We start from the raw sequence: 15,623 nt of genomic DNA on the forward strand, positions 1-15,623 counted from the left end.
GGTGCGCGTCAGCGGGGCCGGAACATCTTGAACAGATTGTCGTGCCGGATCTCGAAATAGTCCGCCGGGCCGCCGCCGCGCAGGATCGGCTGCGCCGCGGCGGTGTCGTAGATGCCTTCGCGCAGCAGTTCGCGCGCGATGTGCACGCCCACCACTTCGCCGAGCACCAGCCAGGTCTCGATGGCGCGGCCGTCGGCGGCCTGCAGCTGCACGATCTGGGTCAGCCGGCATTCGAAGGACACCGGGCTCTCGGCCACGCGCGGCACCGCGATGCGGCGCGAGGGCGCGGGCGTGAGCCCGGCGAGCGCGAACTCGTCGACCTCGGGCGGCACCGCGGCGCAGCTCTGGTTCATCGGCTCGGCCAGCGGGCGCGTGGCGAGGTTCCAGCCGAACTCGCCGGTCTCGCGGATGTTGCGCAGGCTGTCCTTGGCCGTGATGCTCGCGAAGCCGACGATCGGCGGCGTGTAGTTGAAGCCGTTGAAGAAGCTGTAGGGCGCGAGGTTGAGCACGCCCCGCGCATCGCGCGAGGAGATCCAGCCGATGGGCCGCGGGCCGACGATCGCGTTGAACGGATCGTGCGGCAGGCCGTGGCCCAGCGCGGGCTCGTAGAAATGGAAGCGGTCGTCGTCCTGCATGGAAGGGATCCCGGGTTCTTCGGTCAGCGCAGGGCCGGGCGCATCGCCTGGCGGCCGATCAGCAGGCGGAACGGCAGCAGCATGAACACGCCGACCGCCAGCTTCACGCCGAGGTCGCCGAGCGCCCAGGTGAGCCAGGGGCCCTCGGTGCCCGCGAAGGCAATGCCCCAGAACACGATGCTGTCGAGCACCGCCGCGACCACGGTGGCCACCAGCGGCGCGCGCCACCAGAGGCCGCGGCGCAGGCGGTCGAAGACGCGGATGTCGAGCAGCTGCGAGGCGATGAAGGCGCTGCCCGAGGCCAGCGCGATGCGTGCCGGCGCGAGCAGCAGCGACACCGCCACCGCCACCGCGAAGCCGATCCAGGCCACGCGGCGCGCCATGCCGGGGCCGAAGCGCCGGTTGACGAGGTCGCTCACGAGGTAGGCGACCGGGTAGGTGAAGGCACCCCAGGTCAGCCAGTCGTTGATCGCGAACTGCACCAGGATGTTGGAGGCGAGCACCACCAGCGCCATCGCGCCGATGGCGAGCGCGAGGGCGCCGGTGCCCGGTCGTGCGAAGGCGAGGGGAGCGCGGTCGTGCGTCGTCGTCATGGCGTTCTCAGACGGCGGCGGTGCGCTGCCGTTCGGCCTCGGCACGCAGGCCGCGCGCCACGGCCTCCGCGACCTTGATGCCGTCCACGCCGGCCGACAGGATGCCGCCCGCGTAGCTCGCGCCTTCGCCGGCCGGATAGAGGCCGCGCACGTTGAGGCTCTGGAAGTCCTCGCCGCGCGTGATCTTGATCGGCGAGGAGGTGCGCGTCTCGACGCCGGTGAGCACCGCGTCGTACAGGTCGAAGCCCTTGATCTTGCGGCCGAAGGCCGGGAAGGCCTCGCGCATCGCCTCGATCGCGAAGTCGGGCAGCGCGCGGTGCAGGTCGGTCGGCGTCACGCCGGGCTTGTACGAGGGCATCACCTCGCCGAGCTGGGTGGAGGGCTTGCCGGCGATGAAGTCGCCCACCAGCTGGCCCGGCGCGCGGTAGTCGCCGCCGCCGAGCACGAAGGCATTGGACTCGAGCGCACGCTGCAGCGCGATACCGGCCAGCGGGCCTTCGGGATAGTCACGCGGGTCGATGCCCACCACGATGCCCGCGTTGGCGTTGCGCTCGGCGCGCGAGTACTGGCTCATGCCGTTGGTGACCACGCGGCCCGGCTCGCTGGTGGCCGCGACCACCGTGCCGCCCGGGCACATGCAGAAGCTGTAGACCGAGCGGCCGTTGCTCGCGTGGTGCACCAGCTTGTAGTCGGCCGCGCCCAGCATCGGGTGGCCCGCATGGCGGCCCCAGCGCGCGCGGTCGATCAGGCCCTGCGGATGCTCGACGCGAAAGCCGATCGAGAAGGGCTTGGCCTCGATGTGCACGCCGCGCTCGTGCAGCATCGCGAAGGTGTCGCGCGAGCTGTGGCCGAGCGCCATCACGACGTGGTCGGCGCGCAGCTCGTGGCTCCGGCCGGTGGCCTGGTCGAGCACGGTGAGGCCGCGCAGCTGGCCGTCCTCGATGCGCACGTCGGTCACGCGCTGCTCGAAGCGGATCTCGCCGCCGAGCGCCACGATCTGCTCGCGGATGTTCTCCACCACCTTCACCAGCTTGAAGGTGCCGATGTGCGGATGCGCGACGTAGAGGATCTCGGGCGGCGCGCCGGCCTTGACGAACTCCTCCATCACCTTGCGGCCGAGGAAGCGCGGGTCCTTGATCTGGCTGTAGAGCTTGCCGTCGGAGAAGGTGCCGGCGCCGCCCTCGCCGAACTGCACGTTCGACTCGGGGTCGAGCACGCTCTTGCGCCACAGGCCCCAGGTGTCCTTGGTGCGCTGGCGCACGGTCTTGCCGCGCTCCAGCACGATCGGGCGCAGGCCCATCTGCGCGAGCATCAGCGCCGCGAAGATGCCGCAGGGGCCGAAGCCGATCACCACCGGGCGGCTCGCGCCCGCGGGTACGTCCGCCGGCAGCGTGTGGCGCATGTCGGGCGCGTTCTGGATGTGCGGATGGCCGGCGTGCTTGGCGAGCAGCGCGGCCTCGCGTTTCGCGTCGGCGAGCGCCACGTCGCAGATGTAGACCGTCAGCAGTTCGGCCTTGCGGGCATCGAAGCTGCGCTTGTAGACGGTGTGGGAGGCGATCGCCTCGGGCGGCACCTCGAGGGTGCGGGCGATCAGCGCGGCCAGCGCCTCGGGCGCATGGTCGAGCGGAAGTTTGAGTTCGGAGATTCTCAGCATGTCGTGGGGCTTGTGTTTATCAAGCAGGCCGACGATTTTACGCGTTGGGCCGCTATCAAAGGGATAGCTGGCCGCAACGCGGGGAAGCGAGGGGATCAGGCGGGCAGGAAGCCTTCGACCGACAGGTAGCGCTCGCCGGTGTCGTAGTTGAAGCCCAGCACCACCGCGTTCTCGGGCAGCGAGGGCAGCTTCTGCGCGATGGCCGCCAGCGTGGCGCCCGAGGAGATGCCCACCAGCATGCCTTCCTCGGTGGCGCAGCGGCGCGCCATCTCGCGCGCGGGCTCGGCATCGACCTGCAGCACGCCGTCGAGCAGCGCGGTGTCGAGGTTCTTCGGGATGAAGCCGGCGCCGATGCCCTGGATCGGGTGCGGCGCAGGCTGGCCGCCCGAGATCACGGGCGAGGCCACGGGCTCGACCGCGAACACCTGCAGCTTCGGCCACTTCTTCTTGAGCACGCGCGCCACGCCGGTGATGTGGCCGCCGGTGCCCACGCCGGTGATCAGCACGTCGATGCCCTCGGGGAAGTCGGCCGCGATCTCCTCGGCCGTGGTGCGCACGTGCACCTCGACGTTGGCGGGGTTGTTGAACTGCTGCGGCATCCAGGCGCCGGGCGTGCCCGCGACGATCTCCTCGGCGCGCGCGATCGAGGCCTTCATGCCGCCCGCGCGCGGCGTCAGGTCGAAGGTGGCGCCGTAGGCCAGCATCAGCCGGCGGCGCTCCACCGACATGCTGTCGGGCATCACCAGGATCAGCTTGTAGCCCTTGACGGCCGCGACCATCGCCAGGCCGATGCCGGTGTTGCCCGAGGTGGGCTCGACGATGGTGCCGCCGGGCTTGAGCGCGCCGCTCTTCTCGGCGTCCTCCACCATCGCGAGCGCGATGCGGTCCTTGATCGAGCCGCCGGGGTTGGCGCGCTCGGCCTTGACCCAGACCTGCTGCTTCGCGTTGCCGAACAGGCGCTGGATGCGCACGTGCGGCGTGTTGCCGATGGTCTGGAGGATGTTCTGGGCCTTCATGGATGGAATCTCCTTGGATGCGTTCGGTTCGATGGTTGTCGCAACGACAGCGCGCATTGTGAGACCAGCCCGCGGACCTTTCAGCGCGAAGGTGTTGCAACCGGCAGCAGCCGGCCGCGCACCAGCAGCGCCACGGTGCGCGCCACGAGCAGTCCGACGATCGCGTTGGCGGCCACGAACAGCAGCGGCGCGAGCCAGCGCACCGGCCCCGTGGCGCCGGCCGCCACCAGCCGCATCGCGAGCGTCGGCAGCGCGCCCACGCCGAAGCTGAAGGCCCAGTAGCCGGGCGTGAACGACTGGCGCGAGATCCACGGCAGCAGGCGCAGCAGCAGCAGGGCCTGGTAGAGGCCGTAGCCCAGCAGGATCTGCGCGAACAGGTCGGGCACGCCGCCATTCACCGCGAGCCAGGTGCCGCCGCCGACCACGGCCGGCGCGAGCTGGATGCCCAGCAGCGGGCGCTGCGCCTCGGGCAGCGGCTCCTGCGTGGCCGCGCGGTGCAGGATCAGCGATTCGAGCGCGAGCCACGAGAACAGCCCCGCGCCGAAGAACAGCAGGCCCAGCTGCGGCCAGCCGAAGGCCGCGGCCGCGGTGCCGGCGACGAAGTTCTGCGCCACCGCCGGCAGGTAGATCGCCGGCGTGACCGAGGCCGGCGTGCGGCCGCCCTGCCAGGTGCGGCCATAGAGCCGCAGGCCGAGCGCGAGCTGCGCCGTGACCGCGAGCGCGAACACGGCCAGCGCCACCGGGCGTGCGTAGGGCAGCAGCGCGACCGCCGCCAGCATGCTGGCCACCGGGCCCAGCGCCGCGAACGACGACTGCACCGGGTGTTCGAGCTCGGCGCGCGCCTCGTCGGGATGGCGCAGCCACTTGGCGGCGTAGAGCACCAGCAGCACCAGCCACACGACGATGCCGGCCCAGGTCAGGGCCTGCGCGGCCTCGGGCGGCAGCTGCCACAGCGGCGTCGCCACGCGCCAGGCCGCGGCCAGCGCGAGCAGGCCGACGGCGATGCTGAAGAAGGAGACGGGAATCGGGCCGCGGGCCGATGCGGCGGCCGGTGCGGCGGTGGGGGCGAGATCGGAAGTCATTCTGTTCACCTCGTGGAAGTCGGTGAATCAACTGTAGGCCTGCGTGCTAGGATTTTGAATGCCGATCCGGCTGAAAAAATTGCTCCAACGTCTCACACCATGGATGCCCTGAGCGAACTCGTAGCCTGGCTGGCCCCGCGCGGCCGCATGGACCTGCGCTGCCTGTTCGGCCAGGACTGGGCCGCGCCGCACGAGGCCATCGGCCCGTGGCGCGCGCCCTTCCACATCCTGATGCGCGGGCGCTGCGAGCTGTGGCTGCCGGCCAGCGGCACGCTGCTGCCGCTGGAGGAGGGCAGCCTCGTGATCCTGCCGCGCGGCCAGGCGCACGTGCTGCGCACCGCGGGGCGCGGGCCGGAGCCGCGCGAGCCGCAAGAGGACATGCGCCCGATCCGCCTGCGCAAGGGCGAGCTGGTCGACCTCAAGACCAACCTGCCGCGTCCCGCGAAGGCCGACACCGACATCCTCTGCGGCGAGTTCGAGTTCCCGGGCCGGCGCCGCAGCACCTTGCTCGAGGCGCTGCCCGATCCGCTGGTGATCCCCTTCGGCCAGCGGCCCGAGTACGGCTGGCTGCAGGGCCTGGTGCGGCTGATGGCGCACGAGATCGAGCAGCAGAACGCCGGTGCGCAGGCCATCGTGGCGCAGCTCTCGGGCACGCTGTTCACGCTCGCGGTGCGCGCCTGCCTCGACACCCGGCCCGAGCTTTCGGGCGTGCTGGGTCTCATGGCCAGCCCGCGGCTGGCGGGCGCGCTCAAGGCCATGCTCGACGAACCGCAGCACGACTGGACCGTGGCCTCGCTGGCCGAGCGCTGCCACCTCTCGCGCGCCACCTTCGCGCGCGAGTTCGCGCGCCGCACGGGCACCGGCCCGCTCGAGCTGCTGACCAGCCTGCGCATGGAGCTCGCGTCGCGGCTGCTCGCGCAGGGCGGGCAGGACACGGCCTCGGTCGGCGAGGCCGTCGGCTATCGCTCCGAGGCCGCGTTCAACCGTGCCTTCGCGCGCCATGCGGGCCTCACGCCGGGGCGCTTCCGGCGCGCCGCGGCGGCCGGCTGAAGCGGCTCAGGACCCGGCCAGCACCGGGCGCCGCAGTGGCGCCTTCCACAGCTCGGCCAGCAGCACGCCGGCCACCGTCAGCACGCCGCCGACCGCGTGATAGGCCGCGAGCGATTCGCCGATCACCGCCGCCGCGATCAGCGCGGTGAACAGCGGGATCAGGTTGAAGAACATGCTCGCGCGGCTCGGACCGATGTGGGCCACCGTGTGCATCCACACCAGCGGCGCGAGCATCGAGGCGCCGAGGCCCGCGAAGCCGATCAGCGGCAGGTTGGCGGCCGACAGGCCCATGCGCGGCGTCAGCAGGTACAGCGGCAGCAGCACGATCACCGCGCACACGATCTGCAGGTAGAGCAGCTGCAGCGCGGGCACTTCCTTCATGCCCCAGCGCTTGAGCAGGATCACGTAGACCGCATAGGCCAGCATCGCCAGCAGCATCAGGCCGTCGCCCAGGTTGGCGCCGCTCTCGAGCAGCGTGCCGAGGTTGCCCGACGACACCACCACCGCCACGCCCGCGATCGACACCAGCGAGCCCGCCACCGCGCCGGCCGTGAGCCGCTGGCCCAGCAGCAGGATCGACAGCGCCAGCACCATCATCGGCGTGAGCGAGCCGATGATCCCCATGTGCGTGGCCGTGGTCATGTAGGCCGCGTAGTAGGCCAGGCTCTGGTAGACCACCATGCCCAGCAGGCCGAGCACCGCGATGCGGCCCAGCTGCGGGCGGATCGCGCGCCAGTTGCGCAGCACCGGGCGCAGCGCCAGCGGCGTGAACAGCAGGGCCGCGAGCAGCCAGCGGTAGAAGCTGATCTCGGCCGGCGCGATGGTGCCGGCCGCCATCTTGCTGACGACGGTGTTGCCCGACCAGATGACGACGGCGAGCAGGGGGAAGGCATAGGGCCACATGGGACAGGACTTTCAGGAGGAGGCGGGGCTATCATCGGTGCGTCCGTCCTGCGGCATATAGCTCGATCAGGACAACCGGTCCGGAATTCCGGACGCTCTTTCGAGGAACCGCCCCGCCATGGCCGATCGCGCGCGCTACCTGTCGATCCAGGACGTGGAGCACAAGGCCGGCCCGTTCTATTTCAACTGGGACGAATTCGGCGCCGACACCCTGGCCGCGCCACACAGCCACAGCTGGGGCCATCTCAACTACACCGCGCACGGCACCATGCAGATGGAGGCCGAGGGCCTGCGCTTCCTCTCGCCGCCGCAGTACGCGGTGTGGATCCCGCCGCGGGTGGTGCACAGCTGCACGCTGCGCCATGCGGTGGTCTACCGCACCGTCTACATCGTGCCCGCGCTGTGCGCCGAGCTGCCCGCGCAGCCCTGCACCGTGCGCATCAGCCCGATCATCCGCAGCGTGCTGGCCGACTTCGCCGCGCGCGATGTGAACGAGCCCGTCACGCCGGCCGACCTGCGGCTCGCGCAGGTGGTGGTCGACCAGCTCGCGCGCGCCGAGGTGCTGCGCTGCTACCTGCCGGCCGCGGCCTCGCCCGCGCTGGTCGGCGTGCTCGAGGCGCTGCAGGCCGAGCCGGGCGACCACCGCTCGCTGGCCGAGTGGGCCGCCACCGTGCACATGACCGAGCGCACGCTCGCGCGCCAGTGCCAGCGCGAACTCGGCATGTCCTTCGGCGACTGGCGCCAGCGGCTGCGCTTCCTGCGCGCCATCGATGCGCTGGAGGCCGGCCGCACGGTGCAGGAGATCGCCTTCGACCTCGGCTACAGCACGGCCTCGGCCTTCATCGCGATGTTCCAGCGCGAGGCGGGCACGACGCCCGAGCAGTACCGGCGCGAGTTCTGCGGCATCGCGGGATGAGGGCATGCGCGAAGCGGCGATAATCCGCCCCGTGAAGCGTGCCAGACCGCCGCTGGTGCAAGCCCGCAAGGGGCGATGCCTTCGGGCACCGCGTCGAAAGACCGCACTGGAGGAACGTCCGGACTGCACAGGACAGCGCAGGAGCTAACGGCTCTCCACCGTGAGGTGAGGATCAGAGCAACAGAGACGAGCCGATTCAGTTCGGGTGAAACGGGCAATCTCTGCGCGCAGCAACACCAAGTAGGCCAGTATCGAGGTGGTTCCGCTGAGCTGGCGGGTAGGTGGCATCGAGCCGTCTGGCGACAGACGGCCCAGAGTAATGGCGGTCACGCCGGGCATTTCGCAAGAGATGTCCGGTGCACAGAATCCGGCTTATCGGCGCGCTTCACACTTTTCTTTCTTCCCCCAACGTTCTTCGTCGGGTCATGCCGGGCAGCGCATGACCCGCCCGTCGGCATGGCCGGCACGATCTGGGGTAAACCCGTATAATCGATAGCAAGCTAACTAATTGGGAGCCTTGCCATGGCCGAACCGGTCACTCCGCCCGCCGGCCGGAAGAAGAAAAAGGAAGCGCGCGAAGCCGCGCTGATGAAGCTCGGCATGCAGTTCTCGACCCTGCAGCGCGGCTACCGCGCCGCGGCCGACAAGGCGGTCGCGCACGTGGGCCTGTCGCAGACCCTGGCCTGGCCGGTGGTGATGATCGGCCGCATGGAGCAGGGCGTGCGCCAGGGCGTGCTGGCCGAGGCACTGGGCATCGAGGGACCTTCGCTGGTGCGTTCGCTCGACCAGCTCGTCGAGGCCGGCTATGTCGAGCGCCGCGAGGACCCGGCCGACCGCCGCGCCAAGACCCTGCATCTCACGCCCGCGGGCGAGGCCGCCTGCGAACCCATCGAGGCCGCGCTGAGCCTGATGCGCGCCGCGCTGTTCGAGGGCGTGTCCGACGAGGACCTCGCGGCCTGCCTGCGCGTGTTCGCGGTGCTCGAGGAACGGCTGGGCCGCGGCGCACCGGCCGAGGGGCGACGCTAGATGCCCTCGTTGAGCCTGCCGCGCTTCAGCCGCGCCGAGATCGTCTTCTCCACCAAGAGCTTCGCCGCCGCGATGCTCGCGATGTACCTCGCCAGCCGCGCCGGCCTGCCGCGTCCGTTCTGGGCCCTGATGACCACCTATGTCGTCGCCCATCCGCTGGCCGGCGCGGTGCGCTCCAAGGCGGTCTATCGCTTCTGCGGCACGCTGATCGGCAGCACCGCCACCGTGCTGCTGGTGCCCGCGCTGTCGAACGCGCCCGAGCTGCTGACGCTGGTGCTCGCGCTGTGGGTCGGCCTGTGCCTGTGCATCTCGCTGTTCGACCGCACGCCGCGCTCCTACGTCTTCATGCTCGCGGGCTACACCGCCGCGCTGATCGGCTTTCCCTCGGTGCAGGCGCCCGAGGCGCTGTTCGACACCGCCGTCGCGCGCGTCGAGGAGATCGGCCTGGGCATCTTCTGCGCCACGCTGCTGCACAGCCTGGTGCTGCCGGCCGGCATGGGCCCCACGGTGCTGGGCCTGCTCGACCGTACCCTGCAGGACGCGCGCAAGTGGCTGGGCGACCTGCTGCAGCCGCCCGCGAGCGCCACGGGCACGCCCGCGCGCCGCGCCGATGCCGACCCCAGGCGCCTGGCCGACGACCGGCGCCGCCTCGCGGGCGACATCACGCAGCTGCGCATCCTGTCGACCCATGTGCCCTTCGACACCACGCACCTGCGCTGGACCGCCGGCGCGATCCGCGCGATGCAGGACCGCGTGGCCGCGCTCACGCCCGCGCTGTCGGCGGTCGAAGACCGGCTGCTCGCGCTCGAGCAGGCCGAGGGCGCCATCGCGCCCGACGTGGCCGCGCTGCTCGCGCAGACCGGGCAGTGGCTGCGCGAGGAGGGCGCCGGCACTTCGGACGATGCGCGCCTGCAGGCCCTGCGCGCGACCCTTGCCACGCTCGCCGCCACGCGACCCGATGCCTCCATCTCCCCCTGGGGCCGCGCGCTGCGCATCGCGCTCGCGGGCCGGCTCGAGGAACTGGTCGAAGGCTGGCGCGCCTGCGCGCGGCTGCGCGCCGACATCGACGACGGCCTGAAGGGCGCGGTGCCGCCGCGCCGCATCGCCGCGCTCGGCAACCGCGTGCTGCACCTGGACCGCGGCATGGCGCTGCTGTCGGCGCTCGCGGCCGTGCTCGCCATCTGCCTGTGCGGCGCGTTCTGGATCCTCACCGGCTGGTCGATGGGCTCGGCCGCCACCATGATGGCCGCGGTCTTCTGCTGCTTCTTCGCCACCATGGACGACCCGGTGCCCGCGATCCAGGGCTTCCTCAAGTGGACGCTGTGGTCGATCCCGATCTCCGCGCTCTACGTGCTGGTGCTGCTGCCGCTGGTGCACGACTTCGGCATGCTGGTCGCGGTCTGCGCGCCGGTGTTCCTGGCACTGGGCCTGTACATGGCCCGGCCGGCCTACTTCATGGCCGCGATGGCGCTGCTGTTCGGCGTCGCGGGCACGTTGGCGATGCACGACACCGCCACCGCCGACATCGTGAGCTTCATCAACAGCATGCTGGGCCAGGTCTTCGGCGTGGTGGCCGCGGCCTTCGTCACACGGCTGGTGCGCTCGGTGGGCGCCGACTGGAGCGCGCGCCGCATCCAGCGCGCCACCTGGCGCGAGCTCGGCGAGATGGCCGGCGCGGCCGCGGCCACGCCCGCGAGCCTGTCGCCGTCGGCCCAGCGCCGTGGCGTGCCCGGCGACGCCTACGCGGTGCGCATGCTCGACCGCATCGGCCTGCTGGCACCGCGCATCGCGCAGGCCGGCGGCCGCATCGAGGGCGTGGCCGCCGACGACGCGCTGCGCGACCTGCGCATGGGCGCCGACATCGATGCGCTGCAGCGCGTGCGCGCGCAACTGCCGCTGGCCTCGGCGAGCGCGCTGCTCGGCGACATCGCGCGCTTCTTCCGCCAGCGCGCCGGTGGCCGCGTGGCCGCGCGGCCCGCGAGCCTGCTGGCGCGCATCGACGAGGCGCTGGCCTCGATGCTCGGCACCGCGGGTGCGTCGAGTGCCGACGCGCGCTCGGCCGTCACCGCGCTGGTGGGGCTGCGCCGCAATCTCTTTCCGGAGGCACCGCCGATGCGCGCGGCCTCCGCTGTTCCAGTTCCCGCGCAAGGAGTGTCCCGATGATCGGCGAAGCGAGTTTCTACGGCCTCTACGTGCCCTGGCTGATGCTGCTGGCCGGCGCCGCGCTGCTGGCCCTGTGGGGCGTGCGCCGGCTGCTGGCCGCCACCGGCCTTTACCGCTGGGTCTGGCACCCGGCCCTGTTCGACATGGCGCTCTACCTGCTGCTGCTCTATGCGCTGAGCCGCGCCACGACCTCCCTGCAATGACCACACCATGACCGCCAACACATCCAACGACAACAACAAGGCCGGCGCCCGCACCTGGCCCGCCAGCGCGCTGCGCATCCTCGTCACCGCGGCCGTGGTGGCCGCCGCCGTCTGGGCGGGTTTCCGCCTCTGGGACCACTACGAGCTCGCGCCCTGGACGCGCGACGGCCGCGTGCGCGCCAACGTGGTCCAGATCGCGCCCGACGTCTCGGGCCTGGTCACCGCCGTGCCGGTGCAGGACAACCAGTCGGTGGCCGCCGGCACCCTGCTGTTCGAGGTCGACCGCGCGCGCTACGACCTGGCCGTGCGCCAGGCCCAGGCCGCGCTCGCCGCGCAACGCGCCATGAGCGCGCAGGCCCAGCGCGAGAACGCGCGCAACGCGGGGCTCGAGGCGCTGGTCTCGCAGGAGGCGCGCGAACAGACCCGCGCGCGTGTCGAGCAGGCGCGCGCCGCCGTCGCGCAGGCCGAGGTCGCGCTCGATTCGGCGCGGCTGAACCTGCAGCGCGCCGAGGTGCGCGCGCCGGCCGACGGCCTGGTCACCAACCTCGACCTGCGCCAGGGCAGCTACGCGGCCGCGGGCCGGCCGGTGCTCGCGCTGGTCGATGCGCGCTCCTTCTACGTCGAGGGCTACTTCGAGGAAACCAAGCTGCCGCGCATCCACTTAGGCGACCGCGTGCACGTCATGCCGATGGGCGGCGGCGCGGTGCTCGGCGGCACCGTCGAGAGCGTGGCCGCCGGCATCGCCGACCGCGACCGCTCGACCAGCGCCAACCTGCTGCCGAGCGTGAATCCCACCTTCAACTGGGTGCGGCTCGCGCAGCGCATCCCGGTGCGCGTGAAGCTCGATCCGCTGCCCGCGGGCGCGCGGCTGGTGGCGGGGCAGACGGTGACGGTGCAGGTGCTCGAGCAGGCCCAGGCGCAGCGCGAGAAGACCGCCGCCGATGCCGACGCCAAGACCGGCGCCAGGAAGGAGGGATGATGACCACCGCATCGCGTACCGTGCTGCGCATCGCCACGCTGGCCGCCGCCACGGCGCTCGCGGCCTGCGGCAGCGTCGGCCCCGACTACCGCCAGCCCGACGAGGCCATCGCGAGCCAGCCCGCGGCCGGCCGGCCCTTCGCCGAAGCCGATCCCGCCGCCGGCCTGCAGGCCGTGCCGCTGCCGCCGCACTGGTGGCGGCTGTACCGCGACCCGCGGCTCGACCGGCTGGTGGAGCAGGCGCTCGTGCACAACACCGACCTGCGCCAGGCGGTCGCCAACCTCGAGCGCGAGCGCGCCATCGAGGCCGAGGTGGCCGGCGGCAAGCGCCCCGTCATCGGCGTGAACGGCGGGCCCTCGTTCGGCCATGTCTCGGGCCTGCAGCTGCTGCAGAAGGACTACGAACCGCCGGACCGCTTCAACTACAGCAGCGGCCTGTCGCTGTCCTACCAGGTCGACCTGTTCGGCCAGATCCGCCGCGCCGCCGAGGCCGCCGAGGCCGGCACCGCGTCGGCCGCCGCCGCGCTCGACCTGGTGCGCGTGAACGTCGCGGCCGGCACCGCGCGTGCCTATGCGGAGGCCTGTTCCACCGGCCTGCGGCTGGAGATCGCGCGCAAGTCGGTGCGGCTGCAGCAGGAGGCGGTCGACGTCACCGAGAAGCTGCACGACGCCGGCCGCGCCGGCGCGCTCGACACCGGCCGTGCCCGCGCGCAGCTGCAGCAGCTCACGGCCGCGCTGCCGCCGCTCGTGGCCGAGCGCCAGAACGCGCTCTACCGCCTCGCCACGCTCACGGGCGAACTGCCGCAGGACTTCCCGCGCGAGCTCGCCGACTGTGCCGTGCCGCCGCGCGTGGCCGGCACCGTGCCGGTGGGCGACGGCGCCGCGCTGCTGCGCCGCCGGCCCGACATCCGCCAGGCCGAGCGCAGCCTGGCCCAGGCCACCGCGCGCATCGGCGTCGCCACGGCCGACCTCTATCCGAAGATCACCCTGGGCCTGTCGGCCTCGTCGGCCGGCCCGGCCGAGGACTTCGGCCGCAAGGGCACCTTCGGCTGGAGCCTCGGCCCGCTGATCTCGTGGACCGTGCCCAACACCGGCATCGCGCAGGCCCGCATCGCACAGGCCGAGGCCGGCACGCGCGCGGCGCTCGCGAAGTTCGACGGCACCGTGCTCACCGCGCTGCGCGAGACCGAGTCGGCGCTCGGCAACTACGCGCGCGAGCTCGACCGCCGCGCCGCGCTGCAGGCCGCGCGCGACGAGAGCGCCACCGTCGCCGCGCAGGCGCGCCAGCTCTACCGCAACGGCCGCACCGCCTACCTCGACGCGCTCGATGCCGAGCGTGCGCTGGCCGCGAGCGATGCCGCGCTGGCGGCCAGCGAGGCGCAGCTGTCGGACGACCAGATCGTGCTGTTCATGGCGCTCGGCGGCGGCTGGGAGACGGACGACGGCGACCGGCTCGCCGCCACCGGCAGCGAGGCACGCAAGCAGTGAGCACGAACGCCATTCCCGTGCCGCGCGCCGCGCACGCGCCGCTGTGGCTGCTCGCGCTCGTCACCTTCAGCGGCACCCTGGCCATGCACATCTTCGTGCCCGCGTTGCCGATCGCCGCGCGCAGCCTCGGTGCCGGCATCGGCGAGATGCAGATGACGGTGAGCCTCTACATCTTCGGCCTGGCCGTCGGGCAGCTGGTGTACGGCCCGCTGGCCGACCGCTTCGGCCGCCGGCCGGTGCTGCTCGCGGGCCTCTCCCTCTACACCGCCGCCGGCCTGGCCGCCGCGCTCGCGCCCGAGGTGCATGCGCTGATCACGGCGCGGTTGTTCCAGGCCATGGGCGGCTGCGCGGGCCTGGTGCTCGGGCGCAGCATCGTGCGCGACACCGCCGAGCCGCAGGAGGCCACGCGCCGCCTCGCGCTGATGAACCTGATGGTGACCGTGGGCCCGAGCATCGCGCCGCTGGTCGGCGGCGCGCTCGCCACCGCCCTGGGCTGGCGCTCGATCTTCTACGGCCTGTTCGCGCTCGGCATCGTCGGCCTGCTGTTCACCTGGCGCCTGCTGCCCGAGACCGGCCGGCCCGGCGCCGCCGTCAGCGCGCCCGCGCTCGCGCGCAACTACGCGCGCCTGCTGCGCTCGCCGGCCTTCCTCGGCTTCTCCGTCGGCGGCGGCTGCGCCACCACCTCGATGTATGCCTTCGTCGCCTCGGCGCCGTTCATCTTCGTCGACCAGCTGCACCGGCCCGCGCACGAGGCCGGCATCTACCTCGCCATCCTGGTCTCGGGCGTGTGGCTCGGCAGCTTCCTCACCAGCCACCTGATCGCGCGCGTGCGCGTCGACCGGCTGATGATCCGCTCCAACGCGCTCAGCGTGCTCGCGGCCTTCGTGCTGCTGGGCGCCGCGCTCACCGACCGGCTGTCGGTGCCGCTGATCGTGGCCAGCATGTTCCTGTTCACCGTCGGCGTCGGCATGGCTTCGCCGGCCGCGCTCACGCAGGCCATCGGCGTCAACCCGCAGATCATCGGCTCGGCCTCGGGCCTCTACGGCTTCACGCAGATGGCCGTGGGCGCGCTGTGCACCGCGCTCGCGGGCATGGGGCACCGCAATCCCGCGCTGGCCTCGGCGCTGGTGCTCGCGGGGGCGGGGATCGTGGCGCAGCTGTCGTTCGCGGTGGCGCTGCGGTCGCAGCGCAAGGTGGTGCCCGTTTCAGCTCATTCGGGCTGAGCCATCCCCACCCGTTCGGGCTGAGCCTGTCGAAGCCTCGCGCAAGGCTTCGACAAGCTCAGCCTGAACGGTGACGGGCTCACTTCGCGAACAACCACCCGCCCTTCGGCTGCCGCACCAGCTCGTGCCGCTTCACCGAACGCTCCTCCCCGTCGTCGCCCACGTAGACCACGTCGAAGCGCAGCAGCTTCGGCGACACCATCTTCCAGTTCTGGATCCGCTTGACGGTCACGCAGGCCGTCTTGTCGTGGTACTGCATCTGCGCCATCGGCCCGCCCTGGAAGCCCTGGGCGTCGAACAGCCGGCCCGGCGCCGCGAAGGGGTTGAGCACCGCGCCGTTGCGCGCGGTGATGCAACCCTCGGTGCGCAGGAAGGACTCGATGGTCGGCGAGGCGCTGCGCACCACGCGGCCCACGGCCGGGGTCGGCGGCTTGGCGGCGATCTGCTCGCGAATGCGCTCGACCTGGTCCTCGGTGATCGGCGCCAGGCCGTCCCTCGACACGATGGGCGGCGGCGCGGGAGCCGGCGGCGGCGGGGGCGCGGGCATCAGCGGCTCGAACACCGAGCAGCCGCCGAGCGAGGCGAGGGCGAGGGCCGCCACCGTGGCGGGCAGGCGGCGCGGGAAGGGCGCGGCCTCGGTGGCGGGAATCGATCCGGACTTCATGGCTTGGGGTCTCCTGTCGGCGGCGCGAA

At 72.3% G+C, this 15,623-nt stretch carries 15 protein-coding genes and 1 other RNA gene; 9 read left to right on the forward strand and 7 right to left on the reverse strand.

The window, feature by feature from the left end; genetic code table 11:
* Positions 1-8: 8 nt before the first annotated feature.
* From AC1HIL_RS08970 to tehA, 5 genes are all read right to left on the reverse strand, one after another.
* Complete coding sequence (locus AC1HIL_RS08970) at positions 9-635, reverse strand: flavin reductase family protein (protein ID WP_057593938.1); 627 nt, start codon at positions 633-635, stop codon at positions 9-11.
* 23 nt (positions 636-658) lie between these two features.
* Positions 659-1,228, reverse strand: a complete 570-nt coding sequence (locus tag AC1HIL_RS08975; RefSeq protein ID WP_422098061.1) for a VUT family protein — start codon at positions 1,226-1,228, stop codon at positions 659-661.
* Positions 1,229-1,235: 7 nt separating this feature from the next.
* Positions 1,236-2,882 carry an NAD(P)/FAD-dependent oxidoreductase gene (locus tag AC1HIL_RS08980; RefSeq protein ID WP_479671634.1) on the reverse strand — a complete coding sequence of 549 codons (1,647 nt, stop codon included), beginning with the start codon at positions 2,880-2,882 and terminating at the stop codon, positions 1,236-1,238.
* A 95-nt stretch (positions 2,883-2,977) separates the two neighbouring features.
* Complete coding sequence (gene cysK, locus AC1HIL_RS08985) at positions 2,978-3,898, reverse strand: cysteine synthase A (RefSeq protein ID WP_057593936.1); 921 nt, start codon at positions 3,896-3,898, stop codon at positions 2,978-2,980.
* An 80-nt stretch (positions 3,899-3,978) separates the two neighbouring features.
* Positions 3,979-4,980, reverse strand: a complete 1,002-nt coding sequence (gene tehA, locus AC1HIL_RS08990) for a dicarboxylate transporter/tellurite-resistance protein TehA (RefSeq protein WP_479671635.1) — start codon at positions 4,978-4,980, stop codon at positions 3,979-3,981.
* Between the two features lie 99 nt (positions 4,981-5,079).
* Here tehA and AC1HIL_RS08995 point away from each other — a divergent pair, with 99 nt between their 5' ends.
* Positions 5,080-6,030 carry a cupin domain-containing protein gene (locus AC1HIL_RS08995; protein WP_479671636.1) on the forward strand — a complete coding sequence of 317 codons (951 nt, stop codon included), beginning with the start codon at positions 5,080-5,082 and terminating at the stop codon, positions 6,028-6,030.
* A gap of 6 nt (positions 6,031-6,036) precedes the next feature.
* On the opposite strand, the gene AC1HIL_RS09000 is transcribed toward AC1HIL_RS08995, so the two are convergent.
* Positions 6,037-6,933, reverse strand: a complete 897-nt coding sequence (locus AC1HIL_RS09000; RefSeq protein ID WP_261211412.1) for a DMT family transporter — start codon at positions 6,931-6,933, stop codon at positions 6,037-6,039.
* Between the two features lie 118 nt (positions 6,934-7,051).
* On the opposite strand from AC1HIL_RS09000, the gene AC1HIL_RS09005 reads away from it, so the two are divergent.
* From AC1HIL_RS09005 to AC1HIL_RS09040, 8 genes are all read left to right on the forward strand, one after another.
* Entirely contained in the window at positions 7,052-7,849 is a 798-nt protein-coding gene (locus AC1HIL_RS09005; protein WP_479671637.1) for an AraC family transcriptional regulator, read from the forward strand.
* Positions 7,850-7,882: 33 nt separating this feature from the next.
* An RNA gene (gene rnpB, locus AC1HIL_RS09010) (RNase P RNA component class A) lies at positions 7,883-8,240 on the forward strand.
* A 131-nt stretch (positions 8,241-8,371) separates the two neighbouring features.
* Positions 8,372-8,875, forward strand: coding sequence for a MarR family winged helix-turn-helix transcriptional regulator (locus tag AC1HIL_RS09015; protein ID WP_479671638.1), 504 nt, complete (start codon positions 8,372-8,374; stop codon positions 8,873-8,875).
* A complete protein-coding gene (locus AC1HIL_RS09020) occupies positions 8,876-11,038 on the forward strand; it encodes an FUSC family protein (RefSeq protein ID WP_479671639.1) in 2,163 nt (720 codons plus the stop codon). It abuts the gene before it with no gap.
* Entirely contained in the window at positions 11,035-11,241 is a 207-nt protein-coding gene (locus tag AC1HIL_RS09025; protein WP_057593930.1) for a DUF1656 domain-containing protein, read from the forward strand. The genes AC1HIL_RS09020 and AC1HIL_RS09025 overlap by 4 nt, the downstream gene beginning before the upstream one ends.
* A 7-nt stretch (positions 11,242-11,248) precedes the next feature.
* Positions 11,249-12,220, forward strand: a complete 972-nt coding sequence (locus AC1HIL_RS09030) for an efflux RND transporter periplasmic adaptor subunit (protein WP_479671640.1) — start codon at positions 11,249-11,251, stop codon at positions 12,218-12,220.
* Positions 12,220-13,707 carry an efflux transporter outer membrane subunit gene (locus AC1HIL_RS09035; protein WP_479671641.1) on the forward strand — a complete coding sequence of 496 codons (1,488 nt, stop codon included), beginning with the start codon at positions 12,220-12,222 and terminating at the stop codon, positions 13,705-13,707. Before AC1HIL_RS09030 ends, AC1HIL_RS09035 begins: the two co-directional genes overlap by 1 nt.
* Positions 13,704-14,930 carry a multidrug effflux MFS transporter gene (locus AC1HIL_RS09040; RefSeq protein ID WP_261211407.1) on the forward strand — a complete coding sequence of 409 codons (1,227 nt, stop codon included), beginning with the start codon at positions 13,704-13,706 and terminating at the stop codon, positions 14,928-14,930. The genes AC1HIL_RS09035 and AC1HIL_RS09040 overlap by 4 nt, the downstream gene beginning before the upstream one ends.
* Before the next feature lie 79 nt (positions 14,931-15,009).
* Here AC1HIL_RS09040 and AC1HIL_RS09045 read toward each other — a convergent pair whose 3' ends face one another.
* The gene (locus AC1HIL_RS09045; protein ID WP_057593928.1) at positions 15,010-15,594 is read right to left on the reverse strand and encodes a hypothetical protein; all 585 of its coding nucleotides are present in this window, start codon (positions 15,592-15,594) and stop codon (positions 15,010-15,012) included.
* Positions 15,595-15,623 lie beyond the last annotated feature (29 nt).

The organism is Variovorax sp. ISS6, from assembly GCF_056523145.1.

Excerpts from the sequence above, each read along its gene's own strand:
- AC1HIL_RS08970 (WP_057593938.1), bottom strand. The coding sequence starts at position 635 with ATGCAGGACGACGACCGCTTCCATTTCTACGAGCCCGCGCTGGGCCAC.
- AC1HIL_RS08975 (WP_422098061.1), bottom strand. The coding sequence starts at position 1,228 with ATGACGACGACGCACGACCGCGCTCCCCTCGCCTTCGCACGACCGGGC.
- AC1HIL_RS08980 (WP_479671634.1), bottom strand. The coding sequence starts at position 2,882 with ATGCTGAGAATCTCCGAACTCAAACTTCCGCTCGACCATGCGCCCGAG.
- cysK (WP_057593936.1), bottom strand. The coding sequence starts at position 3,898 with ATGAAGGCCCAGAACATCCTCCAGACCATCGGCAACACGCCGCACGTG.
- tehA (WP_479671635.1), bottom strand. The coding sequence starts at position 4,980 with ATGACTTCCGATCTCGCCCCCACCGCCGCACCGGCCGCCGCATCGGCC.
- AC1HIL_RS08995 (WP_479671636.1), top strand. The coding sequence starts at position 5,080 with ATGGATGCCCTGAGCGAACTCGTAGCCTGGCTGGCCCCGCGCGGCCGC.
- AC1HIL_RS09000 (WP_261211412.1), bottom strand. The coding sequence starts at position 6,933 with ATGTGGCCCTATGCCTTCCCCCTGCTCGCCGTCGTCATCTGGTCGGGC.
- AC1HIL_RS09005 (WP_479671637.1), top strand. The coding sequence starts at position 7,052 with ATGGCCGATCGCGCGCGCTACCTGTCGATCCAGGACGTGGAGCACAAG.
- AC1HIL_RS09015 (WP_479671638.1), top strand. The coding sequence starts at position 8,372 with ATGGCCGAACCGGTCACTCCGCCCGCCGGCCGGAAGAAGAAAAAGGAA.
- AC1HIL_RS09020 (WP_479671639.1), top strand. The coding sequence starts at position 8,876 with ATGCCCTCGTTGAGCCTGCCGCGCTTCAGCCGCGCCGAGATCGTCTTC.
- AC1HIL_RS09025 (WP_057593930.1), top strand. The coding sequence starts at position 11,035 with ATGATCGGCGAAGCGAGTTTCTACGGCCTCTACGTGCCCTGGCTGATG.
- AC1HIL_RS09030 (WP_479671640.1), top strand. The coding sequence starts at position 11,249 with ATGACCGCCAACACATCCAACGACAACAACAAGGCCGGCGCCCGCACC.
- AC1HIL_RS09035 (WP_479671641.1), top strand. The coding sequence starts at position 12,220 with ATGACCACCGCATCGCGTACCGTGCTGCGCATCGCCACGCTGGCCGCC.
- AC1HIL_RS09045 (WP_057593928.1), bottom strand. The coding sequence starts at position 15,594 with ATGAAGTCCGGATCGATTCCCGCCACCGAGGCCGCGCCCTTCCCGCGC.